Source organism: Curtobacterium sp. YC1 (genome assembly GCF_016267665.1).
Classification (GTDB): domain Bacteria; phylum Actinomycetota; class Actinomycetes; order Actinomycetales; family Microbacteriaceae; genus Curtobacterium.
In genome coordinates this window covers 3142607-3163857 of sequence record NZ_CP066341.1, presented here as the reverse complement: position 1 = coordinate 3163857, position 21251 = coordinate 3142607, and the positions used below count along the sequence as shown (strand labels likewise).

Sequence of the window (21251 nt, the reverse complement as noted above, 5' to 3'; positions counted from 1 at the left end):
CCCCACTTCCCTCCATCCCCACGGAGCAGCATGAACCCCATCACCTCGGACCCGCTCGACCGCGTCCGTTACCCGATCGACGAGTGGGCGCTCGTCGAGACCGAGTACGCCCCCGACGAGCAGGGCGTCGCCGAGACGAACTTCGCCGTCGGCAACGGGTACCTCGGCCTGCGCGGCAACCTCGACGAGGGGCGCGGCGGTGTGCAGTACGGCACCTACATCAACGGGTTCCACGAGACCTGGCCGATCCGGCACGCCGAGGACGCCTTCGGCTTCGCGAAGACCGGGCAGACGATCATCAACGCCCCCGACGCCAAGGTCGTCCGGCTCTACGTCGACGACGAGCCGCTCGTGCTCGCCGAGGCCGACATCCTCCGCCACACGCGGCGGCTCGAGTTCCGCGGCGGCTACCTGTTCCGCGAGACCGAGTGGTCGACGCCGTCGGGCAAGCGTGTGCTCATCCGCTCGCGTCGCCTGGTGTCCTTCACCGACCGGCACCTGGCCGTCCTCGACTACGAGGTCACGGTGCTCGACGCCGACGCCTCGATCCTGCTGTCCAGCCAGATCCTCAACCGCCAGGACGTGCAGGACGAGTACCACGCGGGCATGCGGGCGGCGGCGAACGCCTTCGACCCCCGCAAGGCCGAGGCGTTCACCGACCGGGTGCTCGAGCCCAAGCTGAAGCGCAGCACCGGCGGCCGTTCGGTGCTCGGGTACCAGGCGTCGAGCTCCGGCATGACGATCTGCGTTGGGGTCGAGCACCACCTGGAGACCGAGAACAGCTGGGACGAGTCCTCGTCCATCGAGGACGACCTGGCGAAGCACGTGTACCGCGTGCAGGCGCGCGCCGGGCAGCCGATCCGGCTCGTGAAGCACGTGGTCTACCACACGTCGCGCGGCGTGCCGGTGCGGGAACTCGCCGACCGCTGCGACCGGACCCTCGACCGCGCGCACGCCGAGAACGTCGACGAGACCTTCGCCAAGCAGCGCGAGTGGCTCGACGACTACTGGGCCCGCAGCGACGTCGAGATCGCCGGACAGCCCGCGATCCAGCAGGCCGTCCGCTGGAACCTGTTCCAGCTCGCCCAGGCCACCGCACGCACCGACGGCCACGGCATCGCCGCCAAGGGCGTCACCGGCTCCGGGTACGGCGGTCACTACTTCTGGGACATGGAGATCTACGTCCTGCCGTTCCTGTCGTACACGGCGCCGATCGTCGCGCGGAACGCGCTGCGCTTCCGCTACAACATGCTCGACGCGGCGCGGGCCCGGGCGCGTGAGCTGAACCAGCGCGGAGCCCTGTTCCCGTGGCGGACGATCAACGGCGAGGAGTCCAGCGCGTACTACGCGGCCGGCACCGCGCAGTACCACATCGACGCGGACATCGCGCATGCCCTCATGCAGTACGTGCGGGCCTCGGGCGACCGGGAGTTCCTGAAGCGCGGTGCCATCGACGTGCTGGTCGAGACCGCGCGCCTGTGGGCCGACCTGGGCTTCTGGCGGTCGAACGGCGACAAGAAGTTCCACATCGACGGTGTCACCGGGCCGGACGAGTACACGACCGTCGTCGACGACAACCTCTACACGAACGTGATGGCGCGGGCGAACCTGTGGTTCGCCGTCAACGCCTGCCGCGAGCTCGCCGCCGACGACACCGAGGAGTACGACCGCATGGTGCGGCGGACCGGTCTGCGTGCGGACGAGCTGGTCGAGTGGGAGCACGCCGCCGAGTCGATGGAGATCCCCTTCGACCCGCACCGCGGCATCCACCCGCAGGACGCCCAGTTCCTCGACAAGGAACTCTGGGACCTCGAGAACACCCCGGACTCCAAGCGCCCGCTGCTGCTCCACTACCACCCGCTGGTGATCTACCGGTTCCAGGTGCTCAAGCAGGCGGACGTCGTGCTGGCACTGTTCCTGCAGGGACACGAGTTCACGGCGGCCGAGAAGCGTCGCGACTTCGACTACTACGACGCGCTCACCACGGGTGACTCGACCCTGTCGGCGGTCGTGCAGTCGATCATGGCGGCCGAGGTCGGGTACCACGACCTCGCCGACCAGTACTTCCAGACCGCGCTCTACGTCGACCTGGCGGACCTGCACGGCAACACCTCGGACGGCGTGCACATCGCATCGACCGGCGGCATCTGGGGTGCGCTCGTCAACGGCTTCGGCGGCATGCGCGACCACGGGGGACGGATGACGTTCAACCCGCGGCTGCCGCGCCACTGGGACCGCCTGACCTACCGCCTGACGGTGCACGGGTCGCGGGTCCGGGTCGACCTGGAGCAGGACACCATGACGTTCACGGTGGAGACCGGTTCGGGCGTCACCGTGTGGGTGCACAACCAGCAGTACGACGTCGAGGCCGGCGCGCCGACCGTCGTCGAGCTGCCGCACCAGGGGCCGCGGATGACCGGGCACGCCCCGACCACGAGCGACATCCAGGGCACGCTGCGCGCGGACGGCTCGGTGATCACGGCGTCGATCCCGACGATCTCGCTCGAGCGCGACTTCGACCTCGACGACTCGACCGGCTGACGCCTTCACCCCGCTGAGATCGCACTCCGCCCCGGTTCCGCCTCGCGGTGCCGGGGCGGAGTGCGATCTCGGGCCCGTCACCTCCGAACGCGCTCAGCCGCCCGGGGGCACGGTCGTGGTGTGCCCGTCGGGCCGACGGCGTCTCCCCGGGCACGGATCGTGCAACGAAGAGGAGACACCATGGGCAACAGGTTCGACGGCAAGGTCGCGATCGTCACGGGCGCCGGTTCCGGCATCGGCGAGGCGACCGCACGGGCGTTCATCGACGAAGGCGCCTCGGTCGTGCTCACCGACAGCGTCGAGGAGAAGGTCCGCGCGGTCGGTGACTCGCTGCCGACCGACCGCGTGGTGGTGCTGCGCGCGGACGTCGCCAGCCCCGAGGACTGGGAGCCCGTCGTGGCCGCGGCGATCGACCGCTTCGACCGGCTCGACGTCCTGGTGAACAACGCCGGCACGTTCAGCTCCGGCGACATCACCGACATCAGCACCGCCGAGTGGCGCCGGGTGATCGAGACCGACCTGTCCGGGGTGTTCTACGGCACACGGGCGGCGCTGCCGTTCCTGCGCGAGACGAAGGGCTCGATCGTCAACACCTCGTCGGTCTCCGGTGAGGACGCCGACTGGCGGATGAGCCCGTACAACGCGGCGAAGGGCGGGGTCACGAACTTCACCAAGGCCGCGGCGCTCGACAACGGGCAGTTCGGCGTCCGGGTGAACGCGGTCGCGCCGGGGCTCATCTGGACGGACCTGACCCAGCAGCAGGCCGAGGACGAGGAACTGCAGGCGAAGTTCGCCGAGCGCGTCGCACTCGGCCGCGGAGGCCGCTCCGACGAGGTCGCCGCCGCCATCCTCTTCCTGGCGAGCGACAGCGCGTCGTTCGTCACCGGTGCCGTTCTGCCGGTCGACGGCGGCACCATGGCGAGCAACGGGCAGCCGCCGCAGGCGTAGGGAGAGACGGCCCGGGCTGGTCGGTTGCGGTCACCGCCCGGCCGGCCCGGTCAGTCCGCGACGAGCTCGACCTTGAACCGCTCGGCGTCCTCGAGGAACGCAGCACGGTGGTCCGGGCCGCCGGCGAAGGGGTGGCGGTCCTCGTACAGGCGCGACCACCCGTGCTCCGGCGCCTCGGCCCAGATGCGCTCGACGGTCGCCGCGTCGCCGGCATGGAACGCCAGGTGACTGAGTCCCGGCTGGCGGCGGTCGTGCGTCCCGGGCACCGGTGCCGATTCGAGCACGACGTACAGGCTTCCGAGCCGCCAACTCCGACCGTGGTCCCACTGCTGGAACGGCTCGTACCCGAGGGTCTCGAGCAGCCAGCCCCACGAGCCGACCGCGGCCCGGAGGTCGGCGGTCCGGAGCTCCACGTGGTGGAGTCCGCCTGCGCTCACAGCAGCTTCCGGAGCGTGTTCGCGTTGCGGGTCGTCGTCGTGCGCTTGAACCGCGCGGCGCCGACCCGCTTCGCGAACGGGGTGTCCGTGCTCGAGCCCCTGGGGCAGGACCAGTAGACGACGCCCGACCCGCGCGCGACCCGCTCGACGGAGTCGTCGAGCTCGAGGTCCGCGAGCAGCGCATCGAGGGCGCCGTCGTCCGAGCCGAACACCACGTAGTCGTGCCGGTCCTCGGACGCCTCGAACGGGAACCCGTCGACGATCGCGGCGAGGTCATGGTGCGGGACGAGCACGATCCACGCGTCGTACCCGAAGCGCTCGCGCAGCGCCCGCTCGATCGACGTCTTCAGCTCGTCCGCGGGCACGTCGGCGGAGAACACGACGTTGCCCGAGGCGAGCACGGTCCGGACGTCCTGGAGTCCGAGTTCGCGGAACAGTTCGGCCAGCTCGGCGCTCCGGATCGTGATGCCGTTCACGTTGACCCCGCGCAGCAGGGCGATCCACTTGGTCATGCGGGAACCGTAGCGCTGATCTGGATCGACCTCCACGGTCCACAAGAACTGTTGCGCAACGTGTCTTGTGCAGTTACTGTCGGTCCGTGACCACCCGTGAACTCGACGACGCCGCGCACATGCGCGCCCTCGCCCACCCGACCCGACTGCGGATCGTCGGCCTCCTGCGCACAGGAGGGCCCCAGACCGCGGCGATGCTCGGGGACGAGATCGACGAGGCCCCGGGGACCATCAGCTACCACTGTCGGCGCCTTGCAGAGGCCGGTTTCATCGAGCCCGCCCCAGAGCTCGGTGCGGACCGACGGGAACGTTGGTGGCGCGCCACGGACGACCGCACCTCGTGGGCGCTCGCCGACACGTTCGACGACCCGGAGCGGATGCTCGCCGCCACGGCGCTGGGCCAGACCGTCGCCCAGGCGTACGCGGCGGAGTACGAGCGGTTCCTCGTACAGGCACCGGCGCTGGGGCGCGACTGGGTGACGGCATCGACCAGTTCCGACGAGGTCCTCCGGCTCACCCCCGACGAACTCGCCGCGCTCGGCGTCGAACTCCGCACCGTGCTCGACCGGTGGGTCCCCGTCAGTGACGCGCACGCGCCGGGGGACGGCTCCGAGCGCATCATGGCCGTCACGCAGAGCTACCGCCTGGTGGGACGGTGAGTGCCCGTGCCAGCCTGGGGGCGCTGCTCGCGGTGCAGGTCGTGTCGCGGACCGGCAACGTGGTCACGACGGTGGCCGTCCCGTTCGCCGTCCTCGCGAGGGGCGGGTCGGCGACGGACGTCGGGATCGCCGCGTTCGCCGCCACGGTGCCGATCGTCCTCGGCGGTCCCTTCGGCGGGGCGCTCGTCGAACGGGTCGGCTTCGTCCGGTCCAGCGTCGCGTCGGACGTCATCAGCGGTGCGACCCTCCTCGCGATGCCGGTGCTCGCGTGGACCGTGGGATTGCCCTTCTGGGCGCTCCTGGCGCTCGTCTTCGTCAGCGGGTTGTTCGATCTGCCGGGGGAGTCCGCACGGCGGGTCCTGCTGCCGGGGCTGGCGAGGGCGGCCGGGGTGCCGCTCGAACGGGCGGTCGGGCACTTCGAGGCGTCACAGCGCCTGTCGGTCCTCATCGGAGCCCCGGTCGGTGGGCTGCTCGTCGCGGCTGCCGGACCGATGGCGGCACTCGCCTGCACGGCAGCGGCGTTCGCGACGGCGGCGCTGCTCGCGGCGGTCCTGGTGCGACAGGCAGAGGGGGCGTCCGCCGAGGGCGCCGGTGCGGCCCCGCGCTCCGGCTACTGGCAGGACATCGCCGAGGGGTTCCGGTTCTGCGTCCGCGACCCGTTCTTCCGGCTCGTGGTGGCCCTCGTGCTCGTCACCAACCTGCTCGACGCGGCCCGGTCGACCACGCTGCTCCCGCTGTACGCCGACGACGTCCTCGGCGGTGCGCAGGCGCTCGGGTTCGTCTCGGGGACGTTCGGCGGCGCCGCGTTCCTCGGGTCGGTGGCCTTCGGCTACGTTGCACACCGTGTTCCTCGGCGGATCACGTTCGTGCTGTGCTTCGTGCTCGCCGGCGGGCCGTCGCTCCTGGTGCCGGCCCTCGGTCTCGGGCTGCCGTGGATGCTCGCCGGGGCCGCGGTGTCGGGGCTGGCGGCGGGATCACTCAACCCGATCCTCGGCGCGGTGGAGCTCGAGCGCATCCCGGAGCACATGCGTGCACGCGTGTTCGGGCTGCTGGGCGCCGGATCCTGGGCGGGGATCCCGATCGGCGGGCTGCTCGCCGGGTTCGCTGCCGACGGCGCCGGGGTGCAGGCGACGTTCGGCGTGGTCCTCGTGCTCTACACCGTGGTGACGCTCGCGCCGCTCACCGGGGGCGCCTGGCGGCTGATGGAGCGACCGGCGGCGGCGGACCGGGTCGCTGCCTAGCGGCCCCCGACACCGCTGCAGCCCGCAGCCGCCCTGGTGCCGCCCCCGCCGGCGCCGCTCACGTCCACGTCCGGGCGACACCCCACCCGTCACCCTCGGGCACGATGTCCACCACGAGCGACTCGCCGTCCTCGGCGGTGGCCTGGAACCGCCACCCCACCGTCCGTTCCGGCGCGTGGGTGATCGCGGTCGGCAGTTCGGCACGGGTCACGGTCAGTCGGGTGGGGGTGTCGCTCACCCGCCATCGTCGTCCGGCCCACACCATCCGGGTCGGCGTCGCGTGGGACCACCACACCGTGGCGGTCGTGTCGGTGATCAGCATCGGGCTCTCCTCGTTCGAACGTGTGTTCGAATGGTAGGTGCCGACCCCTGACGTCGCAAGCGGTGGTGGCGCACGTCGGCGGGTCGCGGACGAAGCCCCCGTCGGTCGCAGACGCCGTCGTGTAGACGGGTGCCATGACGAACGACGCACAGGGTCCCGACGCACGCCACCAGGTCCCCGAGGGGGTGTCCGAGGCCACGGTCGAGGCGCTCGGCACGCTGTCCGCCGCGGTCGAGGTCATCGAGCACGCCCGCGGCCTGCTCTACGGCTTCCACCGGCTGACCGGCACCGCCGACCTGAACATCGGCGAGGCCGTCGAGCAGCTGCGGAAGGCCGGGCACACCGAGCTCGCCGACCGCATCGACACCGAGCTCGTGGGCCGCAACGTCATCGAGGGGCGCTGGACGTTCCAGATCGTCGAGGACTACGACGACGGCTACTACGCCCTGGCCAAGGAGCTCGAGCGCACCGCGCGCGACGAGCTCGTGCAGGGCCGCCGCCACCTGTTCGAGGCGAGCATGAAGGAAGACCGTCGCACCCAGGCCCAGCGCCACCACGAGGCGACGCCGAGCGACCTGCCGGACTGACACCGCGCCTCCAAGCCGACGCGCCGACGCGCGAACGCGACCGACGCGCCAGCGGAAGACGCCGGCGTCAGCGGAAGACGCCCCGGGGACGTCGAGACGCCGCCGATCCCGGCGGCGTCTCGATGACACGACGGCGTCTTCCGCCAGGCCCAGCCAGGCCCGACCCAGCCAGGCCCGACCCAGCCAGGCCCGGCCCGGCTCAGCCAGGCCCGACCCAGCCAGGCCCAGCCCAGCCAAGCCCGCCCAGCGGGCCCGCCCGGACCGCGTCAGCCGACGCCGAGCAGCGCCTCCAGCGGCCCGCGCGCGAAGTACAGCAGGAAGCCCGCGGCGACGACGTAGAGCAGCCACGAGACCTCACGCCCGCGGCCGGACAGCAGCTTGATGAGCACCCAGCTGACGAAGCCGGCGCCGATGCCGTTCGCGATCGAGTAGGTCAGCGGCATCACGACGATCGTCAGGAACGCCGGCAGGGCTGCGCCGAAGTCCGTCCACGAGATGTCGGCGACCTGCGCGACCATGAGCGCACCGACGACGACGAGTCCGGCGGCGGCGACCTCGAGCGGGACGACCTGGGTCAGCGGCGTGAGGAACATCGACGCCAGGAACAGCAGGCCGGTGACGACGGAGGCCATGCCCGTGCGGGCGCCCTCGCCGATGCCGGAGGCCGAGTCGATGAAGACCGTGTTCGACGACACCGAGGCGCCACCGCCGGCGATCGCGCCGACGCCCTCGACGACGAGCGCCGACTTCAGGCGGGGGAACGTGCCGTCGGGCTGCGCGACGCCGGCGGCCTTGGCCAGGCCGGTCATGGTGCCCATGGCGTCGAAGAAGTTCGTGAAGACGAGGGTGAAGACGAGCATCGACGCGGCGAGCGGACCGATGCGGGTGAAGGCGCCGAAGACGTCGGCGTGACCGACGAGCGACAGGTCCGGCACGGCGAACAGCGCGCTCGGCAGGCCGGGGGCGTTGAGGTTCCAGCCGGTCTTCGAGTCCACCGAGGTCGGCACCTGGAAGATCGCCTGCAGGATGATCGCGATGATCGTCGTCGCGACGATGCCGATGAGCAGCGCACCCTTCACCCGGCGGGCCATGAGCGTGCCGATGATGACCAGACCGATCAGGAACACGATGGTCGGCAGGGCGCCGACGGAGCCGTCCTCACCGAGCTGCAGCGGCGGCGACGCCATGCCGGAGGACCGCACGAACCCGGAGTCGACGAGCCCGATGAACGCGATGAACAGGCCGATGCCGACGGTGATCGCGGCCTTGAGCTGGGCCGGCACGGCGGTGAAGATCATCGTCCGGATCCCGGTCAACGCCAGGACCACGATGACCACGCCGTTGATGACGACCAGACCCATCGCCTCGGCCCAGGTGACCTGCTGCACGACGCTGACGGCCAGGAACGAGTTGATCCCGAGTCCCGCCGCGATGCCGAACGGCAGGTTCGCGATGATGCCCATCGCGATGGTCATGACACCGGCGACGAGGCCGGTCGCCGCGGCCACCTGAGCGTTCTCGAGCCATCCGCCGTCGACGTCCCTGGCGGCCTGGTCGGCGCTGAACCCACCCAGGATCAGGGGGTTGAGGATGACGATGTACGCCATCGTCACGAAGGACACGACCCCACCACGGACCTCGCGGGGGATCGACGACCCGCGTTGCGTGATGGCGAAGAATCGGTCGAGGCCGGTCGCGAAGCGGTTCCGGGGCGTGGTGTCGGTCTGCGGGGCGCTCACCACGAGAGTTTAGAGGACGCTGGGTTTCGGGCGTGTCACACCGGTCTCACAGGTTGCACCGGCCGGGAGGCCCGCCCCGCGTCGTGCGCGCACCTCGCGCTGGGCATCCGCTCGCGTTCTGCGGCCAGGACTGGTGTTGGATGAGCGGGTGACGTCACGCATGGACCGTGCCCGTGTGGAGGCCGCCGTGCGCGAGCTGCTGCTCGCCATCGGCGAGGACCCTGACCGCCCGGAACTCACCCGCACCCCCGCCCGCGTCGCGGACTCGTACGCCGAGTTCTTCGCGGGCATCGGCACCGACGCCGTCGCCATCGCCCGGGACGGCACGGTGCACGCCGAGGACGGCGAACGCGGCCGGCTCGTGATCGTCCGCGACGTCAAGTTCCGTTCTGTCTGCGAGCACCACCTGCTGCCGTTCCTCGGGGTCGCCCACCTGGCGTACGCACCGGGGGACCGGTTGATCGGGCTCGGCACGCTGGCACGGGTGCTCGACGCGGTGGCCTCGCGGCCGCAGCTGCAGGAACGCCTGGGTGAACAGGTCGCCGCGACCATCGCCGAGGGGCTCGGCGCCGAGGGGGTCCTCGTGGTCCTCGATGCGCAGCACCAGTGCGTCACGACGCGTGGGGAGCGGCAGACCGGCTCGACGACCGTCACGGTGGCCGCCACCGGCTCGCTCGCCGAGGCCGCCGGCCGCGCCGAGGCCATCGCGCTCATCGGCACGGGGCGTGCGACCGACGCCGGGCACGACGCGAGTGCCGGGGCGGACGCATGACGGGCCTCCCGTCCGCGGGAGGACCCGGCTGGGTCGTCCCGGAGCTGCGCCACCCGGTGCGCACGATCGGCCGCCGCACCATCGACTTCGACCACCGGATCGCCGTCATGGCGATCGTGAACCGCACGCCGGACTCGTTCCACGACCGCGGTGCGACCTTCGAGCTCGACCGCGCCGTCGCCGCCTCGGTCCGGGCCGCCGAGCAGGGCGCCGACTGGGTCGACATCGGCGGCGTGAAGTTCGCCCCCGGTCCGGAGCTGCCCGCGGCCGACGAGATCGAGCGCGTGGTCCCCGTCGTGTCCCAGCTCGCGGACGAGTCCGACGTCGTCATCTCGGTCGACACGTTCCGGCCCGAGGTCGCGGCGGCCGCGATCGCCGCGGGCGCGAGCGTGATCAACGACACGACCGGGCTGTCCGACCCACGTGTGGCCGCCGTCGTCGCGGACTGCGACGCCACCGTCGTCATCACGCACTCCCTCGCCGAACCGCGGCGGCCCCTGCCAGCACCGCCGCAGTACCCCGACGTCACCGCGTCGGTCGTGGCCTTCCTGCGCGAACGGGTCGACCGGGCGCTCGCCGCGGGCGTCCCGGAGTCGCGGATCATCGTCGACCCCGGGCACGACCTGCACAAGAACACGGTGCACACCCTGGAGCTGACCCGACGGCTGCCCGAGGTCGTCGCCCTCGGGTACCCGGTGCTCGCCGCGGTGTCGAACAAGGACTTCGTGGGGGAGTCGCTCGGGCGCCCTCGCGGCGAGCGGCTGTCCGGGTCGCTCGCCGTCGCGACCGTGAGCGCGATGCTCGGCGCGCGGATCGTCCGCATGCACGACGTGGCCGAGAGCGTCGACGCGATGCGCATGGTCGAGGCGACGCTCGGGTGGCGCACCCCCGTGGAATCGAGGCACAACACGTGAACGTCCTGCCCCCGTCGATCGCGGAGCTGTCCGACGACGACCTCATCGCGCTCTACACCGCCGACGCCGGGGACCCCTGGCTGCGGGTGAACTTCGTCGCGACGCTGGACGGCTCCGCCTCGGCCGCCGGGGTGTCCGGAGCGCTCGGGGGCGACGACGACCTGCGTGTCTTCGACCTGCTGCGTCGGGTGGCCGACGTCGTGCTCGTCGCCGCCGGCACGGTCCGCGACGAGGGCTACGGGCCGATGGTCCTGCACGACGCCGACGTGACCTGGCGGCGCGCGCACGGCCTGCCCGACCACCCGGTGTTCGCGATCGTGACGGGGTCGGGCTCGCTCGACCCGTCCTCGCGGGTGTTCACCGAGGCGCCGGTGCGCCCGGTCGTGCTGACCTCGGCCGTAGGCGCCGCCTCGGAGCGGGGTCGGGCGCTCGCCGAGGTCGCCGACGTGGTGTCCTGCAGCACGGACGAGCACCCGGACACCGTGGACGTGGGCACGATCCGGGCGGCCCTGGTCGCCCGCGGGCTGCGGACCGTCCACTGCGAGGGCGGGCCGTCGTTCCTCGGGGCGCTCGTCGCGGCGGACGCGGTCGACGAGCTGACCCTGACGATCGACCCGACGCTCGAGGGCGGCGAGGGCCCGCGGATCGCCCGTGGTTCGTCCCCGGAGCTCCGGCGGATGCGGCCGACGCACGTGCTGCGCGGGGCCGGCGACGTGCTGCTCACACGGTACGTGCGGGCCCGGTGAACCCGGGGCGGCCGGCGGGGTCGGGTCGCTCGGGCCCGGCGACACCCGGGGCGGTCGACTAGGGTCGGCGGCGTGATCGACATCGTGGCGTCCGGGGTCCTCTTCGACATGGACGGCACCCTCGTCGACTCGACGGCGGTGGTCGAGGCCACGTGGACCGACTTCGGGCACGAGCACGGCGTCGACCCGGACGAGATCCTGGCGTTCTCGCACGGCCGCCAGGCGATCGACACGGTGCGGCGCTTCCTGCCCGACCTGGCCGCCGACGAGCAGCAGCGGATCGTCGCCGCGCTGGTCGCCCGCGAGACCGCCGCCACCGACGGGATCCTCGCGCTCCCCGGAGCCATCGCGTTCGTGCAGCGGCTCGCCGAGCTCGGCGTGCCGGTCGCCCTGGTGACGAGCGCGCCGCGCGAGCTCGCCGCCGGGCGGATGGCGGCGGCCGGCCTCGACCTGCCCGAGGCCTTCGTCCCGTCGGAGGACATGGAGCGCGGCAAGCCGCACCCCGAGGGGTACCTGCGCGGCGCGGCGCTGCTCGGGGTCGACCCCGCGCACTGCGTCGCCTTCGAGGACGCCCCGGCCGGGCTCGAGTCCGCCGTCGCCTCGGGTGCCACCACGGTCGTCGTCGGCCCGCTCGAGGCACCGGTCACCGTCGGGCTGCACCGGGTGTCCGACTACACCGGCCTGTCGGTCGAGCGCGACGGGGACGCCTTCCGCATCCGGGGATGATCGTCCCCGCCGTCTGCACGCGCGTCCAGCGGCGGCGGACGATCCTGGTCGCTGCGGCCGGAAGCACCGGGCCGCGGAAGGAGCGATCATGGCAACCCTCGACGGCAAGAAGGTCCTCGTCATCGCGACGAACTACGGCGTGGAGCAGGACGAGATCGTCGTCCCCACCGAGCAGCTGCGTGAGCGCGGTGCGACGGTGACCGTGGCGGCGCAGCAGTCCGGGTCGATCGACACCCTGGTCGGCGACAAGGACCCGGGCACGTCCCTCGAGCCGGACACCACCATCGCCGGTGTCAACGTGAGCGGCTTCGACGCCCTCGTCATCCCCGGTGGCACCATCAACGCCGACACCCTGCGTCAGGACCGCTCGGCGATCTCGCTGGTCACGGCCTTCGCCGAGGCGAACAAGCCCGTCGCGGCGATCTGCCACGGCCCGTGGGCGCTCGTCGAGGCCGGTGTGCTGCCCGGCAGGACGATCACGTCGTTCCCGTCGCTGCAGACCGACGTCCGCAACGCCGGCGCCGAGTGGGTCGACCAGGAGGTCCAGGTCGACGGCGGCTTCATCACCTCGCGCACCCCGGACGACCTGCCGGCCTTCGTCGACGCGATCGAGCGGGCGCTGACGGCCTGATCCGGCCCGGACGGCCAGGTCGCGGCGGGTCCGCCGAGAGCGACCGCCGCGAGCGCGACCGCCGCGAGCGGGGGCGCCGCGAGCGACGGCGTCGCCGCGCGGCCCCGCCCGCGTCAGCCGAGCGCCACGGGGCGGGCCGTGCGGAGCACCGCGGGACCGAGGGTGAGCACACCGTCGGACTCCGGATCGCACCGCACCCCGCCCCGTCCGCGCATCGCCCGGAACGCACCCGGCGCCACCTCGTGGTCCATCCACGCGCACGGGTTCGCCGGTCGGTACCCGCGGAACCGGACCGGACCGGACCCGCCGTCGAGGCTCGTCAACGAGAACGGCTCGCCGCGCAGGGCCTCGACGTCGGCGCCGCGCAGGAACACGTTGCGCCGGGTCGCGGCGGGGTCGACGACGACGCCGAGTCCCTCCGCCACGGCTTCGAGCCCCTCGAGCCCGATGACCGTCACCGAGGCGTGCACGTGCGCCCGGGCGGCGAAGTAGCGGTCGCCGACGATGCCGAGCCCGGCGCGGAGCGCGATCCGCTCCCGTGACTCCTCCGGATCGTCCGCTCGCACCGGCAGGGCACCGTCGGCCGGGCGTCCCTCGTACCGGTGCCGCGGCGAGACGAGCAGGAGCGCGATCTCGACCTCGGTCCGGAACGGCAGGTCCGCGAGGCCGGCCACGTCGTCGACGCTGGTCACGCACCCAACGCTAGCCGGGCCTCCCGTCCGTCCACTGCTGCGTCCGCCTGCGGCGTGACGCCGTCGTGTCGCCGGGACGCCGCGTCCTCCGCGAGACGCCGCCGGATCCGGCGGCGTCTCGAGCGGGAAGAGGCGTTTCGCCGCGACGCCGGCGTATCGACAGGCCGTGCACTGCGCCGTCCGATTCCCGCCAGTCGGCGTCGGCGGTGCGTGTCAGGCTGAGCGCATGGACACCTCCGAGACCGACGCGCTGCACGCCGAACGGCACCGCGCGGTCGCGTCGCGCGACGCTCGGTTCGACGGTCAGTTCGTCACCGCCGTGCACTCCACCGGCATCTACTGCCGACCGAGCTGCCCGGCCCGGACACCCAGGGTCGACGGCGTCACCTTCTTCCGCACGAGCGCGGCGGCGCACCTGGCCGGCTTCCGCGCCTGCAAGCGCTGCCTGCCCGAGGCGACCCCCGGCAGCCCCGAGTGGGACGTCCGCGAGGACGTCGCGGGCCGTGCCATGCGCCTCGTGCTCGACGGCGTCGTCGAGCGGGACGGCGTGCCCGGTCTCGCCGCGCGGGTCGGCTACTCCGAGCGCCAGCTGAACCGCATCATGACGGCCGAGCTCGGCGCCGGACCGAAGGCGCTCAGCCGGGCGCACCGGGCGCAGACCGCGCGCACGCTGCTGACGTCGTCGGACCTGCCCGTCGCGGACGTCGCCTTCGCCGCGGGGTTCGCGAGCGTCCGACAGTTCAACGACACCGTGCGCGAGGTCTTCGCCGTCACCCCGACCGAACTCCGCGCGCGCCGGGGCGGTCGGCGCGGAGCACCCGGTGGGCACGCGGACGGCTGGCTGCGCGTGCACCTGCCGGCGCGCGCTCCGTTCGACGCGCAGGGGCTGCTCGACTGGCACGCGCTGCACGCGCTGCCCGCCACGGAACAGGTGGACACGGACGCCGACGGGCGCGTCACCTCGTACGGACGCCTGGTCTCCCTGCCTGGAGGCCCGGGCTGGTTCAGCGCGTCGGCCGCCGTCCCCGACGTGGCCGGTCGGGGCGCCGGGATCGACCTGCGGGTGCGGGTCACCGACCTGTCGGACCTGCCGACGCTCGTGGCGAGGGTCCGCGCGCTCTTCGACCTCGACGCCGACCCGGTCGCCGTCGACGCCGTCCTGGGTGCCGTGCCGGAGCTGGCCGAGCACGTCGCCCGGGTCCCCGGCCTCCGACTGCCCGGAGCGGTGGACGCGCACGAGATCGTGTTCCGCACCCTCATCGGCCAGCAGGTGTCGGTGGCCGCGGCCCGGACCGCGCAGACCCGGCTCGTCGCGGCACTCGGCGCGCCGGTGCCCGACGCGATCCGCCCCGGCGGGCTGCTGTTCCCGACCGCGGCGGTGATCGCGGCCCGCGGGCACGAGGTCCTGCGTGGTCCGGCGGCGCGGGTGGACACGATCCTGCGCGTGGCTGCGGCGCTCGCCGACGGGTCCCTCGTGGTCGACGGCGCGCAGTCCCTCGACGATCTGCGGGCCGGGCTCCTCGCGGTGAAGGGCATCGGCCCCTGGACGGCCGACTACGTCGCGCTGCGGGTGCGCCACCACCCCGACGTGTTCCTGCACAGCGACCTCGCCGTGCGCAACGGTGCACAGGAACTCGGACTGCCCGGAGCGGCGCGTGCGCTCTCCCTATGGTCGGAGCAGGTGGCGCCCTGGCGGAGCTACCTCACGATGCACTGCTGGCGACCGATCATCGACCGCGCGATGGCCGCGACCGCCGGAGCCCGGACGCACCGTGCAACCGACGACCCCCGGAAGGACGACCGATGACCGACGCAACCATCCAGACCCTGGACACCCCAGACGGGCCGTTCACCGTGCTCGAGGACGGCGAGGGCCGTGTGCTCGCCTCGGGGTGGACCGACTCCGCCGAGCGGATCCTCGCCCGCCTGGCCGACCGGCACCGGCCCGACCGCGTGCTCGACGGGACGGTCGCATCGGCCGACGCGGTGGACGCCTTCTACTCGGGCGAGGTGGAGCACGCCGCCCAGGTCCCGGTGCGGCAGTTCGGCACGGAGCTCTTCACCGAGGGGTGGCGCCAGCTCCGCCGGATCCCGGCCGGCAGCACGTTGACCTACACCGGCTTCGCGGCGGCGATGGGCCGTCCCGACGCCGTGCGGGCGGCGGCGAGCGTGTGCGCCCGCAACGCTCCGGCGCTGTTCGTGCCGTGCCACCGGGTGCTGCGCTCCGACGGCACGCTCGGCGGGTTCGCGTGGGGGCTCGACGTCAAGCGGTCGCTGCTCGAACGGGAGTCGGTCGGCACCACGGCACTCGTCTGACTTGTACAAAACGCTCTAGAATGTACAGGTGAGCGAAGTGTCGATCTCTGAAGCACGCGGGCGACTGGCGTCGATCATCGACGATGCCCGACGCGAACCCGTCTACCTGACCCGGCGCAACAAGCGCGTCGCGGCCGTGGTCGACGCAGCCGTCCTCGACCGGTTGCTCGAGGCAGCGGAGGACCTGGATGACCTGGTCGCCTACGACGAAGCCGTTGCCGAGAGCGCGCGCATCGGCGGCGACAACGTCAAGTGGGACGACCTCAAGCGCGAACTCGGTCTCGGGTGAGCTACTCGGTCGAGGTCATCCCGGCTGCACAACGCGTCATCCGCAAGCTGCCGCTCGACGGGCGGCGGCGGATCGAGGGGCTCCTCGCGATCCTCGCCGAGCAACCACGCCCGCCCGCTGCCCGCAAGCTCGTGAACCGCCCCGGGTGGCGCGTCCGTTCCGGCGACTACCGACTGATCTACCGGATCGACGACGGGAAGCTCATCGTGGTGGTCGTCGACGCGGGGCACCGGCGCGAGGTCTACCGGGACCGCTGACGGGAACGATCAGCCGACCGGGCCGCGCAGGCTGTCCACGTGCAGCTCGACGAGCGCCAGGACCCGCTCCGGGCTCCGGGCGGCCGGGTCCCAGGTGTGCCCGACCGCGAGTCCGTCGACCAGCGCATGCAGCCGGTCGGCCTCGTCGTCCGGGTCCCGACCGGCACCGAGGCGGCCGTCCTCGCGCAGGACCTCGAGCGCCCGGGAACACACCCGACGGACCCCGTCGTTCAGGCGACGGGCCCGGGTGGCCAGGTGCTCGTCGGTGCGCGAGAGCACGCCGAGTTGCACCTGCGCCAGGATCTCCGCGGTGCGCTCGGCGTCGAGCGGCAGCACCTGGGCCAGGGTGTCCAACGCCAGCGCGCGGCCGGTGGAGCGCAGCGCGGAGATCCGCGCGGTCACCCGTTCCTCGACGACGGTCAGGCAGTGCTCGCGCAGCGCGTCCTGCGTCGGGAACATGCGTCGGAACGACGCGGGGGCGATGCCGGCCTCGTCCGCGACGTTCCGCACCGACAGAGCGCCCAGGCCGTCCCGTTCCAGGATCCGCAGGCAGGCTGCGGTCACCAGGGCTCCTCGTTCCTCGAGGTCGACGCGGCGGGGCACCGGCTCAGCCTACGACCGGCCCGGCTGTCCGGCCGGCCCACCGACCGCAGCGGCGGCGGTCTTGCGCGGCCAGATCGTGTAGCTGATCGCCCAGAGCAGGTCGATGCCCAGGATCACCCCGAGCACCGCGACCGTGCCCTGCAGTTCGGCCGTGCGGTCCGGGTCGCCGACGACGAGCACGAGTCCACCGATGATCCCGCCCGCGATGAGGACGGCGGCGGTGGTCCGCAGCACGTCGCCCCAGCAGCGGGCCGTGTACCGCCACCCGGACAGCCGTTCCGGAGCCGGCCCGTCGGCGAACCGGTGGGCGAACCGGGCGTCGGCCCACGCGATCATCCGGTGCCCGTAGGCGATCGAGACGCCGATGTAGATCGCGGCGAGCCCGTGGTGCCACGACGCCGTCCCGCCGCCGAGCAGGTCGACCGTGACGAGCGCGAGCAGGAGCACGTCGATGAGCGGTGCCGCCACGAACAGCGCGGCGCCGAGGCGCGGCCGTCGCAGGAGGTACCGGGTGGTCAGGCCGCCGAGGATCGCGATCCAGAACGCGACCTCACAGGCGACGATGGCGATCAACGTCACGTCTTCCTCCAGTTTTGTGAGTACAGGTGTACTCAACGTAGGGCATGCGGAAGTGCCCTGTCGAGGGGGACTCGGACGGTTCTGCCCCTGGAACCGGGGGGAGACACGGACCACCGGCACTGGGACACTCGGGGGACCGGTACCCGCACGGCCTGCCCGAGGCCTCGACGCAACGCCGTCGACCACCTCTCGAAGGACCCCATGCTCCCTCTCGTCGACCGAACGGTCGTCTCCTCCGACGGCACCGCCCTCGCCGTGTCCGAGGCGGGGGACGGTCCTGCGGTCGTCGTCGTGGGCGGCGCGTTCGACCACCGCGGCACGCCCTACCTGGACAGCGTGTCCACCGGACTCGGGGCGGCCCACCGCGTCGTGACCTACGACCGCCGCGGTCGTGGTGCGAGCGGGGACACGGCTCCGTGGGCGATCGAGCGCGAGGTCGACGACCTGCGTGCCGTCGTCGAGAGCGTCGGCGCCCCCGTCACCGTCGTGGGCATCTGCGTCGGCGCCGGGGTGGTCCTGCAGGCACTCGCCACGGGCCTCCGTGCCGACGGAGCGGTCCTGTGGGAGCCGCCGTACCGCGCATCGGTCGACCCGCACGCCGACGACGTCGTCTTCGCCGACCTGCTCGACGAGCACGTCGCAGCCGGCCGTCGCGCCCAGGCCGTCCGCGCGTTCCTGACGCAGGTGCTCGGCGTGCCGATGGGGCAGGCCACGGCGCTGCGGCTGAAGACGGTGCTCTGGCGGGCACTCGTCGCCAACGCGGACGTGCTCGGCCGCGAGGTCCGGGTGATGAACGGCCTGGCGGTGCCCGAACGTGTCGCGGCAGCCGTCGGCGTCCCCGTGCTCGTCGGGGCCGGCAGTGACAGCCTGGAGTGGATGCGCCTGGCCGCCGCAGCCGTCGCCGACGCCGTCCCCGGCTCGGAGTTCGCCGAGATCCCGGGGCAGGGGCACGTGCCCGACCCGGACACCCTGCTCGCCCTGGTCGACCGCGTCCGCACCCACGCCGTCTCGCCCCGCGGCTGACTGCGAGAGGATGGGCGGGTGAACGCACCTCGTCTCGGCCTCCTGCTCGACGTCGACGGGCCCATCGCGAGCCCCGTCTCCCGCACCATCGCGATCCCGAGCATCGTGGCGGACCTCGTCGCGCTCGCCGCCGAGGGCATCCCGATCGTCTTCAACACCGGACGCAGCGACGCGTTCATCCGGAGCGAGGTGGTGGGTCCGCTGCTCGCCGGCGGTCTCGCCGAGGGCGGCCGGGTGCACGCGGTCTGCGAGAAGGGCGCGGTCTGGTGCTCGATCGGCCCGCAGTACGACGGCGGCATGGGTGAGCTCACCGTCGCCGACGACCTGGCGCTCCCGCGCGACTTCGCCGACGAGATGCGCGAGCTCGTCCGCGACGAGTACGCCGACCTGGTGTTCTTCGACGAGACGAAGCGCGCCATGGTGTCGATCGAGCAGCGCGTCGAGGTGCCGAACGCCACCTACCTGGCCCGCCAGGCGGAGTTCGACGCGAAGGCGATGGCCGCGCTCGAGCGCCGGGGCCTCGGTGTCCGCCGTCTCGACGACGTCCGGCCCGACGCCGACGGTGCGGTGCAGTGGCGCATCGACCCCACGATCATCTCGACCGACGTGGAGTCCGACCGCAGCGGCAAGGACCTCGGCGCCGAGCGCTCGCTCGAGCTCCTCGGGCACGACGGTGCGCTCCCGGTCACCTGGCGCACCGTGGGGGACTCCCGCAGCGACTACGCGATGGCGGACTGGCTGCACGCGAACGGGCACGACGTCGCGCACGTCGACGTCCGCCCGGCCGACGGTGTGCCGGCGACCCCGTACCCGGTGCTCACCGCTCCCGACGGCGTGATCCACGACGAGGCGGGCGCCCGGTTCCTGGCGGACTGGCGCGCAGCGCGCTGACCCGCGCAGCGCGCGCCGACGCGAGCAGCGCACGCCGACGCAAGCAGCAGCGCGCTGACGCGAGCAGCAGCGCGCTGACGCGAGCAGCAGCCCACCGACCCGCCCAGCCGCCGGACGGGCGGCACACGCCGGACCCGCACCGCGCCTCCCGTCCGGCACCCGACCGGACCACCGTCCGGGCGGACGCTTTGCGTGACGCGGTGGTACACCAGTACTCTTCCGAGGTCCGCCGCCAGCCGATGACGGGATCCACCCCATGGCAAGCAAGATCCGCATCAAGTCGATCGAGGCCTCACTGGCCGACTCCGAGGAGCAGGGTCGCTCCCTGAAACGCTCGCTCAAGACGTTCGACATCGCCGCGATGGGCATCGCCGTCGCCGTCGGTGCCGGCATCTTCTCGGTGGGCGCGAACGCCGCCGCGAACTTCGCCGGACCGGGCGTCATCGTCTCGTTCCTGCTCGCCGCCGTCACCTGCGGCCTGGCGATCATGTGCTACGCCGAGTTCGCGTCGACGATCCCCGTCGCCGGTTCGGCCTACACGTTCACCTACGCCACGATGGGCGAGCTGCTCGCCTGGATCGTCGGGTGGGACCTCATCCTCGAGACCCTCACCGCCAGCGCCGTGATCGCGAAGTACTGGGGCATCTACCTCAGCACCGCGTTCGACGTCTTCGGCGTGACCCTGCCGAGCACGATCCAGCTCGGCCCGATCCCCTTCACCTGGGGCCCGGTGCTCATCGTCGGCATCTTCACCGTGCTGCTCGCGTTCGGCACCCGTCTGTCGTCGCGGGTGTCGGCCGTCATCACGATCATCAAGGTCGCGATCGTCGTGTTCGTCATCGTCGCCGGTGCGTTCTTCGTCAAGGCCGCGAACTTCACCCCCTTCATCCCGCCGGCCGAGCCCACCAAGGGTGCCGAGGGCAGCGTGTGGACCCAGTCGCTCGTGTCGTGGTTCACCGGTGCGGAGCCCGCCCAGTACGGCGTCTTCGGCCTGCTCGCCGCGGCGTCCCTGGTGTTCTTCGCGTTCATCGGCTTCGACGTCGTCGCGACCAGCGCCGAGGAGACCGAGAACCCGCAGAAGACCCTGCCCCGCGGCATCTTCATCGGGCTCGGCATCGTGACGCTGCTCTACGTCGGCGTCAGCATCGTCATCACCGGCATGGTCTCCTACCAGCGCCTGGCAGAGGAGAAGGCGCCGTCTCTGGCGTCGGCATTCGACATCGTCGGGCTGCCGTGGGCCGCCGGCATCATCGCCATCGGCTCCCTGATCGGCCTGACCACGGTCGTCATGGTGCTGCTGCTCGGTCTGTCGCGCATCGTGTTCTCGATGAGCCGCGACGGCCTGCTGCCGCGCTGGTTCTCGAAGACGAACCCGAAGACCCAGACCCCGGTGCGCGTCCAGGTCGTCGCCGGGGTCGTCGTGGCGCTGCTCGCCGGCTTCACCGCGGTCGACAAGCTCGAGGGCATGATCAACATCGGCACGCTGTCGGCGTTCGTCCTGGTGTCGATCGGGATCATCGTGCTGCGCCGCTCGCGGCCGGACGCCCCGCGTGCCTTCCGGGTGCCGTGGTCGCCGGTGCTGCCGATCATCTCGGCCGTGCTGTGCTTCTGGCTCATGCTGAACCTCGAGGTCGAGACCTGGCTGCGGTTCGTCGTCTGGCTGGCCATCGGCTTCGCGATCTACTTCGGGTACAGCCGCCGCCACAGCCGCGTCGGCCAGGGCATGCAGTAGCCCCGCTCCGAATCCGTTCCGGACACAGCACCGTGCGATCGCACGGTGCTGTGTCCGTTCCGGGGGCCTGCACTGCTCCGGATCGTTCTCCGCT

24 protein-coding genes are annotated in these 21251 nt (G+C 72.5%); 17 read left to right on the top strand and 7 right to left on the bottom strand.

Annotated features, from left to right (window positions below; genetic code table 11):
- Window positions 1–30 precede the first annotated feature (30 nt).
- Window positions 31–2541 carry a glycoside hydrolase family 65 protein gene (locus tag I8920_RS14975; protein ID WP_198657055.1) on the top strand — a complete coding sequence of 837 codons (2511 nt, stop codon included), beginning with the start codon at window positions 31–33 and terminating at the stop codon, window positions 2539–2541.
- A 180-nt stretch (window positions 2542–2721) separates the two neighbouring features.
- Entirely contained in the window at window positions 2722–3489 is a 768-nt protein-coding gene (locus I8920_RS14970; protein ID WP_198657054.1) for an SDR family NAD(P)-dependent oxidoreductase, read from the top strand.
- 50 nt (window positions 3490–3539) lie between these two features.
- On the opposite strand, the gene I8920_RS14965 is transcribed toward I8920_RS14970, so the two are convergent.
- Together I8920_RS14965 and I8920_RS14960 are read right to left on the bottom strand one after the other, a co-directional pair.
- A complete protein-coding gene (locus tag I8920_RS14965) occupies window positions 3540–3926 on the bottom strand; it encodes a VOC family protein (protein ID WP_198657053.1) in 387 nt (128 codons plus the stop codon).
- Window positions 3923–4438 carry a DUF1697 domain-containing protein gene (locus I8920_RS14960; protein ID WP_198657052.1) on the bottom strand — a complete coding sequence of 172 codons (516 nt, stop codon included), beginning with the start codon at window positions 4436–4438 and terminating at the stop codon, window positions 3923–3925. The genes I8920_RS14965 and I8920_RS14960 overlap by 4 nt, the downstream gene beginning before the upstream one ends.
- An 86-nt stretch (window positions 4439–4524) precedes the next feature.
- Here I8920_RS14960 and I8920_RS14955 point away from each other — a divergent pair, with 86 nt between their 5' ends.
- Both I8920_RS14955 and I8920_RS14950 read left to right on the top strand, forming a co-directional pair.
- Window positions 4525–5097, top strand: coding sequence for an ArsR/SmtB family transcription factor (locus I8920_RS14955; protein WP_198657051.1), 573 nt, complete (start codon window positions 4525–4527; stop codon window positions 5095–5097).
- Complete coding sequence (locus I8920_RS14950) at window positions 5094–6338, top strand: MFS transporter (protein WP_198657050.1); 1245 nt, start codon at window positions 5094–5096, stop codon at window positions 6336–6338. Before I8920_RS14955 ends, I8920_RS14950 begins: the two co-directional genes overlap by 4 nt.
- A 58-nt stretch (window positions 6339–6396) precedes the next feature.
- Here I8920_RS14950 and I8920_RS14945 read toward each other — a convergent pair whose 3' ends face one another.
- The gene (locus I8920_RS14945) at window positions 6397–6660 is read right to left on the bottom strand and encodes a hypothetical protein (RefSeq protein WP_198657049.1); all 264 of its coding nucleotides are present in this window, start codon (window positions 6658–6660) and stop codon (window positions 6397–6399) included.
- A gap of 134 nt (window positions 6661–6794) precedes the next feature.
- Between I8920_RS14945 and I8920_RS14940 the strand changes: the two genes are divergently transcribed.
- Window positions 6795–7247, top strand: a complete 453-nt coding sequence (locus I8920_RS14940) for a hypothetical protein (RefSeq protein WP_198657048.1) — start codon at window positions 6795–6797, stop codon at window positions 7245–7247.
- Window positions 7248–7513: 266 nt separating this feature from the next.
- On the opposite strand, the gene I8920_RS14935 is transcribed toward I8920_RS14940, so the two are convergent.
- Window positions 7514–8989, bottom strand: coding sequence for an NCS2 family permease (locus tag I8920_RS14935; protein ID WP_198657047.1), 1476 nt, complete (start codon window positions 8987–8989; stop codon window positions 7514–7516).
- A 157-nt stretch (window positions 8990–9146) separates the two neighbouring features.
- Here I8920_RS14935 and folE point away from each other — a divergent pair, with 157 nt between their 5' ends.
- The 5 genes from folE (at window position 9147) to I8920_RS14910 (ending at window position 12775) form a co-directional block, all read left to right on the top strand.
- Window positions 9147–9758 (top strand): GTP cyclohydrolase I, encoded by a 612-nt coding sequence (folE, locus tag I8920_RS14930; RefSeq protein ID WP_198658789.1) that lies wholly within the window; start codon window positions 9147–9149, stop codon window positions 9756–9758.
- Entirely contained in the window at window positions 9755–10672 is a 918-nt protein-coding gene (gene folP / locus I8920_RS14925; protein ID WP_198657046.1) for a dihydropteroate synthase, read from the top strand. The genes folE and folP overlap by 4 nt, the downstream gene beginning before the upstream one ends.
- Entirely contained in the window at window positions 10669–11418 is a 750-nt protein-coding gene (locus I8920_RS14920) for a pyrimidine reductase family protein (RefSeq protein ID WP_232832760.1), read from the top strand. Before folP ends, I8920_RS14920 begins: the two co-directional genes overlap by 4 nt.
- A 72-nt stretch (window positions 11419–11490) precedes the next feature.
- Window positions 11491–12144, top strand: a complete 654-nt coding sequence (locus tag I8920_RS14915) for an HAD-IA family hydrolase (RefSeq protein WP_198657045.1) — start codon at window positions 11491–11493, stop codon at window positions 12142–12144.
- Between the two features lie 88 nt (window positions 12145–12232).
- Window positions 12233–12775 (top strand): type 1 glutamine amidotransferase domain-containing protein, encoded by a 543-nt coding sequence (locus I8920_RS14910; protein WP_198657044.1) that lies wholly within the window; start codon window positions 12233–12235, stop codon window positions 12773–12775.
- A 113-nt stretch (window positions 12776–12888) separates the two neighbouring features.
- On the opposite strand, the gene I8920_RS14905 is transcribed toward I8920_RS14910, so the two are convergent.
- Window positions 12889–13467 (bottom strand): molybdenum cofactor biosysynthesis protein, encoded by a 579-nt coding sequence (locus tag I8920_RS14905; protein WP_232832759.1) that lies wholly within the window; start codon window positions 13465–13467, stop codon window positions 12889–12891.
- 226 nt (window positions 13468–13693) lie between these two features.
- Here I8920_RS14905 and I8920_RS14900 point away from each other — a divergent pair, with 226 nt between their 5' ends.
- The 4 genes from I8920_RS14900 to I8920_RS14885 are packed head-to-tail and all read left to right on the top strand — an operon-like array spanning window position 13694 to window position 16329.
- Entirely contained in the window at window positions 13694–15274 is a 1581-nt protein-coding gene (locus I8920_RS14900) for an AlkA N-terminal domain-containing protein (RefSeq protein ID WP_198657043.1), read from the top strand.
- Window positions 15271–15783, top strand: a complete 513-nt coding sequence (locus I8920_RS14895; protein WP_198657042.1) for a methylated-DNA--[protein]-cysteine S-methyltransferase — start codon at window positions 15271–15273, stop codon at window positions 15781–15783. The genes I8920_RS14900 and I8920_RS14895 overlap by 4 nt, the downstream gene beginning before the upstream one ends.
- Before the next feature lie 28 nt (window positions 15784–15811).
- Window positions 15812–16072, top strand: a complete 261-nt coding sequence (locus I8920_RS14890) for a type II toxin-antitoxin system prevent-host-death family antitoxin (RefSeq protein WP_225558252.1) — start codon at window positions 15812–15814, stop codon at window positions 16070–16072.
- Window positions 16069–16329 (top strand): type II toxin-antitoxin system RelE family toxin, encoded by a 261-nt coding sequence (locus tag I8920_RS14885; protein WP_198657041.1) that lies wholly within the window; start codon window positions 16069–16071, stop codon window positions 16327–16329. The genes I8920_RS14890 and I8920_RS14885 overlap by 4 nt, the downstream gene beginning before the upstream one ends.
- Before the next feature lie 9 nt (window positions 16330–16338).
- On the opposite strand, the gene I8920_RS14880 is transcribed toward I8920_RS14885, so the two are convergent.
- Window positions 16339–16932, bottom strand: a complete 594-nt coding sequence (locus tag I8920_RS14880) for a TetR/AcrR family transcriptional regulator (protein ID WP_198657040.1) — start codon at window positions 16930–16932, stop codon at window positions 16339–16341.
- Between the two features lie 9 nt (window positions 16933–16941).
- Window positions 16942–17511: a hypothetical protein gene (locus I8920_RS14875; protein ID WP_198657039.1), complete on the bottom strand. Its 570-nt coding sequence runs from the start codon at window positions 17509–17511 to the stop codon at window positions 16942–16944.
- 201 nt (window positions 17512–17712) lie between these two features.
- Here I8920_RS14875 and I8920_RS14870 point away from each other — a divergent pair, with 201 nt between their 5' ends.
- From I8920_RS14870 to I8920_RS14860, 3 genes are all read left to right on the top strand, one after another.
- Window positions 17713–18534: an alpha/beta fold hydrolase gene (locus tag I8920_RS14870; protein ID WP_198657038.1), complete on the top strand. Its 822-nt coding sequence runs from the start codon at window positions 17713–17715 to the stop codon at window positions 18532–18534.
- An 18-nt stretch (window positions 18535–18552) separates the two neighbouring features.
- On the top strand, window positions 18553–19425 hold the full coding sequence (locus tag I8920_RS14865) for a hypothetical protein (RefSeq protein WP_198657037.1): 873 nt from the start codon (window positions 18553–18555) through the stop codon (window positions 19423–19425).
- Between the two features lie 256 nt (window positions 19426–19681).
- Window positions 19682–21157, top strand: coding sequence for an APC family permease (locus I8920_RS14860; RefSeq protein WP_198657036.1), 1476 nt, complete (start codon window positions 19682–19684; stop codon window positions 21155–21157).
- Window positions 21158–21251: the final 94 nt, after the last annotated feature.